Source organism: Chryseobacterium sp. 3008163, assembly GCF_003669035.1.
In the GTDB taxonomy this organism is placed as follows: Bacteria; Bacteroidota; Bacteroidia; order Flavobacteriales; family Weeksellaceae; genus Chryseobacterium.
Map to the genome: position 1 here is coordinate 2268457 of NZ_CP033070.1, position 13458 is coordinate 2281914.

9 protein-coding genes and 1 pseudogene are annotated in these 13458 nt (G+C 36.2%); 7 read left to right on the forward strand and 3 right to left on the reverse strand.

The features are described 5' to 3' along the window. Nucleotides 1–60: 60 nt before the first annotated feature. On the reverse strand, nt 61–1626 hold the full coding sequence (locus EAG08_RS10210; protein ID WP_129535337.1) for an SGNH/GDSL hydrolase family protein: 1566 nt from the start codon (nt 1624–1626) through the stop codon (nt 61–63). Nucleotides 1627–1636: 10 nt separating this feature from the next. Continuing rightward, a pseudogene (locus EAG08_RS10215) lies at nt 1637–2874 on the reverse strand (OmpP1/FadL family transporter). A gap of 279 nt (nt 2875–3153) precedes the next feature. Between EAG08_RS10215 and EAG08_RS10220 the strand changes: the two are divergent. From EAG08_RS10220 to EAG08_RS10245, 6 genes are all read left to right on the forward strand, one after another. Then, nucleotides 3154–4611, forward strand: a complete 1458-nt coding sequence (locus tag EAG08_RS10220; RefSeq protein WP_129535338.1) for a stage 0 sporulation family protein — start codon at nt 3154–3156, stop codon at nt 4609–4611. Between the two features lie 15 nt (nt 4612–4626). Beyond that, complete coding sequence (locus tag EAG08_RS10225) at nt 4627–5064, forward strand: gliding motility lipoprotein GldH (protein WP_129535339.1); 438 nt, start codon at nt 4627–4629, stop codon at nt 5062–5064. Between the two features lie 6 nt (nt 5065–5070). Then, nucleotides 5071–7455: a penicillin-binding protein 1A gene (locus EAG08_RS10230; protein WP_129535340.1), complete on the forward strand. Its 2385-nt coding sequence runs from the start codon at nt 5071–5073 to the stop codon at nt 7453–7455. A gap of 76 nt (nt 7456–7531) precedes the next feature. Beyond that, on the forward strand, nt 7532–9073 hold the full coding sequence (locus tag EAG08_RS10235; protein ID WP_129535341.1) for a protein adenylyltransferase SelO: 1542 nt from the start codon (nt 7532–7534) through the stop codon (nt 9071–9073). Nucleotides 9074–9135: 62 nt separating this feature from the next. Beyond that, complete coding sequence (locus tag EAG08_RS10240) at nt 9136–9963, forward strand: T9SS type A sorting domain-containing protein (protein ID WP_129535342.1); 828 nt, start codon at nt 9136–9138, stop codon at nt 9961–9963. A 77-nt stretch (nt 9964–10040) separates the two neighbouring features. Next, nucleotides 10041–11315 (forward strand): DUF6080 domain-containing protein, encoded by a 1275-nt coding sequence (locus EAG08_RS10245; protein WP_129535343.1) that lies wholly within the window; start codon nt 10041–10043, stop codon nt 11313–11315. A gap of 53 nt (nt 11316–11368) precedes the next feature. Here EAG08_RS10245 and EAG08_RS10250 read toward each other — a convergent pair whose 3' ends face one another. Next, complete coding sequence (locus EAG08_RS10250) at nt 11369–11902, reverse strand: SPOR domain-containing protein (RefSeq protein WP_129535344.1); 534 nt, start codon at nt 11900–11902, stop codon at nt 11369–11371. Between the two features lie 183 nt (nt 11903–12085). On the opposite strand from EAG08_RS10250, the gene EAG08_RS10255 reads away from it, so the two are divergent. Further along, a complete protein-coding gene (locus tag EAG08_RS10255; protein WP_129535345.1) occupies nt 12086–13438 on the forward strand; it encodes a c-type cytochrome in 1353 nt (450 codons plus the stop codon). Nucleotides 13439–13458: the final 20 nt, after the last annotated feature.

Here is a 13458-nt window from a genome sequence, read left to right on the forward strand (position 1 = left end):
AAATTTAAAAAAAACCACAAGAATCAATCCTGTGGTTTCGTTTTTTATTTTAATTAAAATTTAAGGGAATGTAACTCCCGAATATTTATTAGGATCTACTTGTGGTAAAGTTGATTTATACTTCCCGTTGATAGATTTTATAAATTCATTGGCGACAATAGCATAACCTCTACCTGTAAGATGTACACCATCAAGAGAGAATGCTCCTCCCGTTACAAATGTTGCTGTATATTTCACACCATTCCAAGAAATTCCTGATTTGGAATTCAATTCAGACATTTTTGCATTCATATCAACAAAAGCAAGACCATAAGAATCTGCCATTGCCTTAATTGAAGTATTGTAAGCTTTAACGGCTGTACCAATATTATTTACTTCATCTGTTGTTAAAGAATACTGATCTCCGATTGGGAAACTCGCACCATAAATAAACACTGAACTAGGTGTTGCCGGTTGATTAGTCGTCGCATCTAAACCTAATAAAGTACTAGATGTTAGAAGCATTAATTCTCCCGGTTTTGCCTGACGTGCTCTTCCGAAAGCATTTCCTATAAATGCAGCCTGAGCAGCAGGAACACCTCCTGCAGTTAATGCACCCGTAAGCTGAGCTGAAAGGTTTGCTAATTTATTATCAATAATAAGAACAGGATTATTTCCTGCTACAACAGGGTTAATTCTATCTCCTTGCCCGAATGCTGTAAGAGCAGCCTTCAAAGGTCCATAAAGCTGTGTATTTAAAGCCTGAGCTTTTGCAGCGTCTAAAGGAATTGCATTATAAGGTACTCTTGTAAAAAACGGAATATTGGTAACATCCGGAATATTCCCAATAATTCCTTTTGTAGACCCTACACTTTTTAAACCATCCAGAACAGCCTTTATAGAACCCGCCACAACATTAGCATCTGAAATATCATTTGATTTATAAGTCGCAGGATTAGTATTTCCAGTTTGAACTGTTGCAGCCGTATAAGTAGTTACACCTCCGGTGGTTTGTGAATTGGTTCCTCCGTTTGTTGCATAAGATAGTACGTCGTTATTTCCTATCCAAAGAGAGAAGAATGTTGGCTTTTGTACCATCGCATCTGCCAAAACACTTGTTGTTGCAGAAGAAGCAAATCGTACAAAATACGGATTTGCCGTTCCTGTTGCCAAACCAGCGAGACTACCATAATTTGGAGCTACTAAATGAAAAGATTTTGCACCAGGAACACCCAGATTATTATAAGGTCTTCCAGCCGACACATTATCCAAAGCTGCAGCAGCAGGAGAAGCACTTGGAGCCAACGCTCCGTTAGTCATTTTCAAAACAAGCTTTCCGGGAAAACCAGGTAAATTTGTAAAACCTCCAACATTATTTGGCATCATCGGTTGTTTAAACCCACCACCGCCTGCAAGTTTCATCTGCATAGCAATCATGCTCGGATAAGATTCATTTTGTCCATCACTATAAAGCGTTCCGTCTCTATATCCTGAAGTTAATGAGTTTCCTAACGAAACATAGTTTGAGAAATCTGCTTCACCTTTAGTGACAACGATATCTTGTACGTCTGTATCAAAATCTGTTTCGCAACTTGTTGTAAGGAAAAGCGCAGAAACAGCAAGTGTAGATATTATTATTTTTTTCATATTAATTCAATTAAAAAGGGTTGTAAGATAAACCTAGACCAAAATAGAATGCTTTTGCCTTCGCCTGACCATAGAAACCAAGATAATCATTTTTCACGTCTCTGCTCTGTGGCATTACATATCCACCGGCAACATCAACTCCGAATTGTTTAAATTTAAATCCTAAACCACCCGTAAGTACAAAAGAATCGAAAGAAGGTGTCTCAGGGATAAAGTTTTTATCCTCATAAGGAGATTCGTCATAGTAAGCACCTAAACGCCCAAAGACCATATTGCTGAACATATATTGTGTTCCTAATCTAAAAGTTTTAGAATTCTTAAAGTTTTTAGGAGCAACAAGCACTGTTGGATCTGCCTGATTTCCGATTGGTGCATTTGCAAAATCTAATGTCAGCTTGCTGTATCTAGACCATCCGTGGTAATTAAAATCTGCAGAGACTAACCATTTAGGAGTCACTTTATAGGTCATACCGATTGTATACTCATCTACCAAAGGTAATGTAGCAGTAAAACCATCTTGTCCGGCACCGTTTAATCCTAATAAAGTATTCACAGTATTTTGTGCAGGAACGGTAAATGTTGCAGTTCCTTTTTAGCTTTCATATCAACTGGTGAGCGATAAGCAATACTCATGTCAAATTTTGGGTCGGGTCTGAAATAAAAACCAAAACCATAACCATGTCCGCTTGCTTTCTCATCATTAATATTTACTGTACCACCAAACTGTGTAACAGCTTTATCCCAATTTACTTGTCCTCTAGCATAGATATAACTTGCACCAAAAGACAACCAATCTGCCATCTTTACAGAAACCATTGGCTGAAAATAGAAACTTTTCAACTCAAGTTTTTGCACCATCTCTCTACCTTCCCAATCGTAAGGATATTGAATTGTACTCCCAAAAGGTGTAGAAAAACTGAAACCAATAGATAATTTGTCGATTGGCTTGTACGCAATCGCAGCATAAATTGGTGTACCCATTGGGTTATCTGTTTCTGTACTCTGTAAAGTATTTAAATTTTGAAAAGTAACTTTATTACTCGCTCCAAAGCCTCCGGCAACGATACTCAGTTTCGAAGGAATGAATGACATACCTGCAGGGTTAAAGAATGCAACACTCGCATCTTCAGCATGAGCACTGGTGTGCGCCATTGCCAATTGCTTTACCCCTTGCAAAGAAACTCTGAAGCCCCCCGCATAAGATAGAACCCCAGCCAACAAAGCAGTTGATACTAATATTTTTTTCATAGACATTTATTATATATTCCAAATATAAAATTATTTTGACTACGCTTGTTAAATAATCTTAATTTTTTAAACAAAGTCACAAAAGAAAACTATGTTTGAAATAACACTTTGCGTAAATCACCCGCTAAGTAACTACCTTTAAAGACATTACAAAACAAACAGTCATATATTATTCACAATGTTTAAGTTTAAACATTTTACAAAATAAAGATTTACTATTTTTGGAATTGTGTAAAGATAAAAATCAATAAATTTGCAAGATTAAATAAATTATAATATATGAGTTGTGGATGCAAAACATCCGGCGATTCTGCACATTCTTGCGGAACGAAATCCGCGAATGGCTGTGAAAGTGTAAATACCTGTGGTAATAGTTATAAATTAAGTGTTTTCGATTGGTTATCTAACGTACAAAACCCGGTGTCTAACCGATTTGATTTTGTGGAAGTTAGGTTTAAAAATGACAGAAAATCGTTTTATAAAAATGTAAACAATATCCCTTTACATATAGGTAGCGTAGTAACAGTAGAATCTAGCCCCGGACACGATGTAGGAGTGGTAAGTCTCTCAGGAGAATTGGTAAAAATTCAGATGAAAAAGAAAAGATTTTCAACTGAAGACCCTCTTAAAATATACAGATTGGCTAACCAAAAAGACATCGAAGTCTGGCAGGAAGCAAGAAAAAAAGAAGAAACCGTAAAGGTAGACGCAAGAAAAATATCTCACAGATTAGGTCTTGAAATGAAGATCACAGATGTGGAATATCAAGGTGATGCCTCAAAAGTCACATTTTATTACACAGCAGATAACCGCGTAGATTTTAGAATGTTAATTAAGGAGTTCGCAGGAACCTTTAGAACCAAAATCGATATGAAACAGATCGGTTTCAGACAGGAAGCTGCAAAAATTGGAGGAATTGGTTCATGTGGAAGAGAATTGTGTTGTTCTACTTGGTTAACAGATTTCAGATCAGTAAACACCAACGTAGCGAGATATCAGCAATTAAGCATCAATCCTCAGAAATTAGCAGGACAGTGCGGAAAACTGAAATGTTGTTTGAATTATGAGCTTGATAGTTACTTGGATGCATTAAGTCACTTTCCATCCTCATCAACAATGTTGGACACAGAAAAAGGAAGAGCTTTTTGTATAAAAATCGACGTTTTCAAAAAGAAAATGTGGTTTGCTTACGTTGATAGCTCAATGGCTTGGTACGATTTCGATATCGATTTAGTTAAAAAACTGATTGCACAAAATAAAAAAGGCGAAAGAATACTTCCGCTTGAAGAATTAAAAGTGCCAGATATTGCTTTACCAAGTGTAGATCTTATTCAGGAGAACAGTGTTGACAGATTTGAGAAGAAAAACAGAGGAGGTTTCAACAAAAACAGAAATCCTAATCAGAATCAAAACCCAAATCAGAGCAGACCAAACAATCAGGGACCGAGAAAAGACCGCCCGGAAAGGACTGACAGAAATGACAGACCTCAAAAAACGGATCGTCCTACAGCTGAAAGACCTGTAAATTCTGAAAGACCAAAAAATACAAACCCGAACGCTAAACCGAATCCGAACCAGAACCCAAATCAAAGACCGCCAAAGCAACAACAGCCACAGCAGCCAAAGGTTCAGGTAGAAAAAGCAGAGGCTAATGTAAATGCAGAGCAAAAACCACAGCAACCTCCAAAAAAGAAATTTAAAAAGAAATTTCCGCCCAAAAAAGATAACAATGCATAGAGTTTTAGGGTTATAATGCTTATTTTTTTAGTAGGATGCAACGCTTCAGGCGAAGATGTCATCATGAATCCTATTGATAATAAATGGAGTAAAAAAGCCGAACAGAAATTTAAACTTGAAATTACGGATCCTCAAAATCCTAAAAATATTATATTTGTTGTAAGGAATAATAATGATTATCCTTACAGCAATATTAGATTTATTGTTAATTTTAAAAACCCAAAAAGCAAAATCGCTCAGGTTGACACCTTAAATTATATTTTGGCAAAACCAAATGGCGAGTGGCTAGGAACGGGATTTGGAGAAACAAAGGAAACTTTATTTCAGTACAAAACAAATTATAAATTCCCTGAAAAAGGAACGTATGAAATTGGCGTTGCGCAGGCAATGCGAAACGATGCACTTCCGGGAATTGAAGACTTAGGTATAAAAGTAGAAACGGCTAAACCGTAATTATACATGGAAGAAAACAAACAAAATACAGGAAACAGAGGGAAAACGTTCCCGCTTCCTCCTAAAAAGAATGCTAAAAGTACTGCTTGGAAAAGATGGGTCAAATTCATTTGGGTTAGCTTTATTGCAGTAGTTTTAGGAATTTCAGGACTTTTCTTTGCGGTATCCCAAGGTTTTCTTGGTGAAATGCCTGATGTAAAAGAGCTTGAAAATCCTGACATCTATGTTGCGTCACAGATTTTTTCTGCAGACGGAGTGCTTTTAGGTAAATTTGAAAAAGAAAAAACTCAACCGGTTACTTATCAGGAACTTCCGCCGCATCTTATTTACGCGCTGCAGGCTAAAGAAGATGAGCGTTTTAAAGAACATTCAGGTATTGACTTAAAATCTATTTTGAGAGCTGTAAGATTTGGAGGTGACAGAGGTGGAGGCTCAACGATTACCCAACAGTTAGCAAAACTTCTTTTCACAAAAGAACCATCTAAAAATCCTGTAAAAAGAGCCATTCAAAAGCTTAAAGAATGGGTTGTTGCGGTAAGTTTGGAGAAAAGATACACCAAAGAAGAAATTATCACTCTTTACTTTAATAAATTTGACTTCACTTACAATGCCAATGGTATTGAAATGGCTTCAAAAATTTACTTTAATAAGTCTGCAAAACAACTCACATTACCCGAAGCTGCGGTTTTCGTATCAATGCTGGAAGCTCCGATTGCAAACAATCCTTTGAGAAATCCGGATAGAGCAAAAAGAAGAAGAGACGTTGTACTTTCTCAAATGCTTGAAACAGGTTACGTTGACCAAGCAACCTATGACAAAGCAATCGCAACTCCGATAAATACAGATTATACTCCGATTAAAAACATCAATGATAATCATTCGGCTTACTTTAAGTTTTATTTAAAGAAAGAAATTGATAAATATCTTGAAGATTACGAGAAAGCAAAGGGTAAAAAACTGAATCTTTACAAAGACGGTTTGAAAATTTACGTGACGCTCGATTCTAAAATGCAAAAATATGCAGAGGAATCAATCAAAGAACACTTGACTGACCTTCAGAAAAGATTTGATGCAGAGCAGAGAGGAAGAAAAAACAGACCTTTCTATTACTTAAATGACAAACAGGCGAATGCAGTAATGATGCAGGCTGTAAAAAGAACGGGTCGCTATAAGCAACTTGCAAGAGCTGGAGTATCTGAGGATTCTATTATGATGGAATTCCAAAAGCCTATAAAAACTTCGCGTTTTACTTGGGCGGGAGAAGAAGAAGTAGAAATGTCACCTTGGGATTCTATCAGATATCATAAGCAAATTGCACAGGCAGGTTTGATGTCAATGGTTCCAGGAACCGGAGAAATCAAAGCTTGGGTAGGTGGTATCGATTGGCAACATTTTCAGTATGATCACATCAAACAAGGAAAAAGACAAGTAGGATCTACGTTTAAACCTTTCGTTTACGCTACGGCAATTATGAAATTAGGTTTGACCCCTTGTTCTACGATTTCAAATGCTCCATACAGTCATAACGGCTGGAACGTTGGCGGAGGTCGTGGCGGAATGATTACTTTAAAAGATGCATTAGCCCATTCTCAAAACCCCGTGGCAGCACGTTTGATTGAAATGACGGGTGCTGATGCCGTAATTCAAACTGCTAGAGACTTGGGTGTTACGGAAGAAATCCCAAGAAACAATACGATTGCGTTAGGTTCTTCTGATATTACCATTTACGAAATGTTAGGAGCGTACAGTACTTTCGCAAATTACGGAAACTACAATAAGCCAGAGATGATCTGGAGAATTGAAGATGCCAACAACAGAGTAATTAAAGAAATCAATTCTGAACCAAAAGAAGTGATGAATCCTAACTACGCTTACACCATGATTGAATTGATGAAGGGTGTTGCTCAATATGGAACTGCCTCTGGGGAGCTTAGCAGACGAGGAATTTCTAAAGATGTGGAAATAGCAGGTAAAACTGGTACTACACAAAACAACTCTGATGGTTGGTTTATGGGAATTACTCCGAAATTAGCAACCGGAGCCTGGGTAGGCTGGGAAGACAGAGCAACCCACTTCTGGGGAACCGGTGAAGGTCAGGGGGCAAAAATGGCTTTACCAATTTGGGCGATTTTCATGAAAAAAGTCTGGGCAGACAAATCGCTTAAGATTTCTCAGGAAGATAAATTTGTAAAACCTAGCGAATGGAAAGATGGGTGTAGCAATCTTCAGGGACTGAGCGGTGGTTATGGTGATGATGGTGGATTGCAAACCATTGATCAAATTAAGAATCCAAAACAGGCAGATCCTACACCGAAAAACAATTCAGGTAAAAAAGAGGATAATGTCAATGAAAATCTCAATACCGGCGAAGATATAGATTTTAATAAGTAAAATTTTTAATAATTATCATAAGACCTTTCAATCACTGAAAGGTCTTTTTTTGGCCTTGTTTTCATAAATTTGAACCATGAATCTTCAAAATATCAAACAACCATTTCTTGAAATTTTTCCAGGTGATTTTTCCAAAAATCCAATCCAGAGAAATACGCCTAAAGTTTTGTTTTCTACCATCAATCCTGTAGGATTTGATGAACCTAAATTGATTATTTTTAACGAAAAACTTTCCGAAGAAATAGGTTTAGGAAAATTGAATGATAACGATTTTGATTTTCTTGTCGGAAATAATTTACCTGAGAATATAAAAACCTATGCCACCGCCTATGCCGGACATCAGTTTGGAAACTGGGCAGGACAATTGGGTGACGGAAGAGCTATTCTTGCCGGAGAAATAGAAAACAATGAAGGTCTGAAAACTGAAATCCAATGGAAAGGCGCGGGAGCAACACCATACTCCAGACACGCCGACGGAAGAGCAGTTTTAAGATCTTCTGTCAGAGAATATTTAATGAGCGAAGCCATGCATCATTTAGGAATTCCGACAACGAGAGGACTGAGCTTGTGCTTCACTGGGGAAAATGTGGTACGTGATATGATGTACAGCGGAAATCCGCAGGAAGAAAAAGGTGCAGTGGTGGTAAGAACTGCAGAAAGTTTCCTTCGTTTTGGTCATTTTGAACTGATGTCTGCTCAAAAAGAAATTGACACTTTGCAGAAATTGGCAGATTTCACGATCAAAAATTACTTTCCCGAAATCACTACCGAAGGCGAACAAAAATACAAAGACTTCTTCCAATCTGTTTGTACTAAAACTGCAGATTTAATGGTAGAATGGTTCAGAGTTGGTTTCGTACATGGCGTGATGAATACCGACAACATGTCGATTCTCGGTTTGACAATTGACTTTGGACCATTTTCGATGATGGATGAATATGATTTGAACTTCACACCAAACACAACCGATCTTCCCGGAAGAAGATATGCTTTTGGGAAACAGGGTCAAATTTCTCAATGGAATCTTTGGCAATTGGCCAATGCTCTTTTTGCTTTAATTAAAGATGAAAAATTTCTCGAAGAAACGTTGAATTCTTACGGAAGCTATTTTTGGGAAGCTCATGACAAAATGCTTTGCAAGAAATTCGGTTTTGATGAATTGAAAGAAACTGACGAAGATTTCTTCACCAATTGGCAAGGTCTTATGCAGGAACTTCAGTTAGATTACACTTTATTTTTTAATGTCTTAGAAAAAATTGATGCTGTTTCTGATTTAAAAGGAGACTTCCAAAAAATTTCTTACACCATTTTAGATGAAATTAAATTAAGAAAGCTTGAAAATTTCATTGAACAATATCAATTACGCCTTAAAAGTAATACAATTTCAAAAGAAGAGTCATTACATTTAATGATGAAAACAAACCCGAAATTTCTTTTGAGAAACTATCTTTTATTTGAGTGCATCGAAGAAATCAACGAAGGAAAAACCGAAATGCTGGAAAAACTAACAACGGCATTAGAAAATCCTTACGAAGAAATCCTCTCTGAATTTTCGGTGAAAAGACCTTCGACTTATGATGACATTAGTGGATGTTCTATGCTTTCTTGTAGTTCTTAGACAAAAAAAATCAATTATTTGTGATAATTATCTATTTTTTTGTAGATTTATAAAAAAATATTATGAAAAAAGTTTTACTCTCTTTAGGAATTCTATCTTGTCTATCAATTAATGCACAGACATTACTATCAGAAGGATTTGAGGGAACTACGTTTCCACCGACAGGATGGACAGCTACTTCTACTGTAGCGACCCGACCTTGGCAAGCTACCCCCCTTCCGGTGAGTGTATCGACCTGGTTTACTTTAGCAGGAACAAAATCTGCAGGAGTAGACTATACTAATCAGGCAAATACCGCAAATTTAGTAACTCCATCTTTTAGCTTAGTTGGAGCAGCTAGCCCAATTCTGAAATTTAAGGTAACAGTAGGTTGGGTTTACATGATTCGTGATAATGCAGGAGATTTATTAGTACAAATTTCTACCAATGGAGGGTCATTATGGACCAATTTATGGAATGAAGACAATCAGGTGGGTTGGTCTGATGATGGTGATGGCTTAGATGCTACTGACACTTATCAAAATATTAATGTACAAATCAACTTATCTCCATACATAGGACAAGCGAATGTTCAAGTAAGGTTTAGGTATGTTGCAAATGATGCAGATGCAGTTGCAATAGATGACGTACAAGTTTTAGCAACAACGCTATCAACCGACGAAGTTTCAAAATCTAAAACAAGCATTTATCCTAATCCAACAAAAGGAGAAATCAATATCAAAACTGATAAAAAGATAAAATCTTCTACTGTATATGATCTTACAGGAAAAGTACTATTACAAACAAATTCAGAAAAAGTAAATATCAATTCTTTCACAAAAGGAACATATTTATTAAAAGTTGAGTTTGCTGACGGCAGTACTCAGTCTGAAAAAATATTGAAAGACTAAACTTATTCTTAAATAATATACTAAACTCACCTCAATCGGTGAGTTTTTTTATTTTATTTTTGCAGAAATTTAAATACGTGTCTATCAAATCAAAATTTTTAAACTTTTTTAAAATTGTTTTTCCTTCTACATTTTTTGAGTTGGGAATTTTCATCTTCTTTTTAACTGCCTACGGAATTTTGGGCTCATACATTGCACTCAACTATCGAATTATTTTCGACAGCAGAATTCCCTGGGATGCGTATTTCAGTTTTGACAATAAAGCCATCATTATGACCGGCGGAAGCTTTGAAAGACACCCACTTTCCTACTACTTTTTCAATTGGATGCGAGATTCTGTTTTGTTTTTTACGAATGGAAAAACGGATGTAAATTTCAGATTAATTCTGACTTGGTTAAGCAATTTTATTATCAGTTTAAGCTTGGTTCAGATTTATAAATATCTAAAAAATATCATTAGACTTCCATTATTGATCAATTTATTGATTGTTTTCTTTTTCAGTTTATTTTCAACGAATATTCTTCTTTCTTTCACGCCGGAAACATATACCTACACGCTGTTTTTATTGGTTCTATTCAATTATTACACCGCTATTAAATTTAAAAAAGACGGAAAAATTGCGGGTTCTGCATTGGTACTTGCTGGAGTAACAATCGGTGGGCTGACCGTAACAAATATTGTTAAAATATTTATCCCAATCATTTTTGAAAAAGGCCTATTTAAGAGCTGGAAAAAATTTGGAAATGCAGCTTTCCGAGTGATCCTATCTTGTGGAGTTTTTATTCTTTTATATCTGAACCGGATTGATTTTAAGTATCAAAACATCCTTTCGAAATCTGGCGAACAGTATGAAAAGTTCTCGAATGTGAAGTCGACGCCGATTTGGGATATGATTTATTCTTATTTTTTTGGAGGAAATATCCTTTTCCCAAGTTTTTTCATCCGAGAAAAACACAATATGAAAGGTTTTTACTTTAAAGCCATCTTCATGGAGACTTACTCTACCGCATTTGCTTACATTTTCATCGGACTGATTTTAGGATTTGTTTTGTGGAGTTATTTTAAAAACTTCAAGAACAAATTGGTTCAGATTCTTATGATTTCATTTTTGGTAGATATTGCCATTCACTGCATCTTCAGATTTGGCCTTCACACCTCGTATATCTACGGCGGGCACTTTATTTTTGTTTATCCATTACTGATAGGTTGGCTATTTTTCGCATACGGAGATTCACCAAAAACATTGTCTTTTCTGACAATAAGTATCGGTATTTTAACAGTTTATTTGCTACTAAACAATTACCACCGTATGATAGATTTCTTTGAATTTCTAAACAAATACTACCAATAAAAAAAGGGCGGAGAAATTTAAATTTCTCCGCCCTTTTTAAAATATTTTAAAATCTATTTCGCTTCAGCACAAAAAATTCTGTATTGTACAGCAACCGCAGATTTGAAGTATTCTCTTACTCTTGAAAGATCAGCCGCAGCACTTTGTTTTGTAAAATAACTTCCTGCTAAAATCTTGTAATTTGGTCTTAAAGATGCATCAGTTTCAACTTTCAGATTCGGGAATCTTTTTCTGAAATAGGCTTTCACTTCGTTTGCCTCCTCATTACTTTTTACCGTTGTAATCTGAATTTTGAATCCTAAAATTCTTGGGTTTTTTCTACAAACTTCTGCGTTCGTCAACTCCCTACTTGGAACAAAAATTTTAGGTGGTCTCGCCGGAGCATCGTAATCTGTATGCGTAGAATTATTCACCGGAACTCTTGCACATTTCTCTTCAAGACTACCCATTGCATCGCTCACTCGCGAATCCATCGTCATTACCAGCTCTGTTCCGGACAATGTATCTCTCTTTACAACCTGTTGGGCATCAAAGGTATAAAAACCAAAGATAGAAAGTACTGAAAATATTTTTATGAAATTTCTCATTTAAACTTGTTTCTGCAAATTTAGAATAATTTGAAAATACAGCAACCATAGTTATTTAGAATAGTTACAAATTAAACCATAATGACATTTTCCCCTTTGTATATGCCGTTAAATTCATGTTAAAAATATTATTTTTGCGGGATTGATTACAGATTCAATATTTACTAACATAAGACAATTTAAATGATTAGTTGGAGAAAGCATTATAAAAAAGGGCTGATTGCGATAGGTTTATTGCTATCAACAAGTGCTTCAATTTACGGGCAAGAGGGCGATCCTGCAAATGGTGAGAAACTTTTTAAGGCAAACTGTACGGCATGTCACGCTTTAGACAAACAAGTTGTAGGACCAGCATTGAAAGGTGTGGTAGAAAGACTTAAATCTGAGCAGGGACTAGATACAGCTTGGCTTCACAAGTGGATTAAAGACAACAAAGCACTTAGAGCTTCTGGCGATAAGTATGCTAACGAAGTTTTTGAAAAGTACAACAAGACTGAAATGCAGGTCTTTCCTAATCTTGCAGATAAGGATATTGACGATATTTTAGCGTATACAACTAATCCTCCTGCACCTGTTGTAGAAGAACCTAAAAATCCGACAACAGAAACAGCTGGTGCTGCACCAGCAAACAATACTACTTCAAGTATCGTTATCATTTCACTTTTAGCAATTGCTGCTTTATTGGTTTGGATCTTAGTCAAACTGAGACAGTTAGTGAAATTAGGTCAGTCTGATGATTTAGCTGGACTTAACGAAACAAGAGTAAAATCTTTCAGTGAAATCTACGAAAAATACCACTACATCGGTAAAGGTCTTTTAGCTGTTTTAGCGATCTTGGCTACTTATGGTGTATGGAACTGGATCATGTGGATCGGTGTTTACAAAGGATATAAGCCTGAACAACCTATCTACTTCTCTCACAAAATTCACGCTGGAGAAAACAAAATCGACTGTCAATTGTGTCACTCAAGTGCTAAATACGGTAAGGTTTCTGAAATCCCTTCTATGAACGTTTGTATGAACTGTCACAGAACAATTTCTGAGTACAAAGGTAAATACATTGAGCCAGGAAAAGATAAAGCATTCTACGATGGAGAAATCCAGAAGATTTATGCTGCAACTGGTTGGGATGCAGAAAAACAACAGTACACAGGTAAAACAACTCCTGTAGAATGGACAAGAATTCATAATATGCCAGATTTCGTTTACTTCAACCACTCTCAGCACGTAGTAGCAGGTGAACAAGCGATTATCAACTCATTCAACAAGAAAAATCCTGACAACAAGATTGATGTTGTGTGTAAAGCATGTCACGGAAAAATTGATACAATGAATGTGGTACAAATGGCAAACGACTTCACTATGGGATGGTGTATCGAATGTCACAGAACTACAGAAGTTGATATGAACAACGGTTATAATAAAGAATACTTCAAAAATCTACACGAAAAGCTTAAAAAGCAATACCCTCAAGATGGTGGTAAGATTACTGTAGATGCAATTGGAGGTCTTGAGTGTGGTAAATGTCATTATTAATAACTAAAAAATCAGAAGTA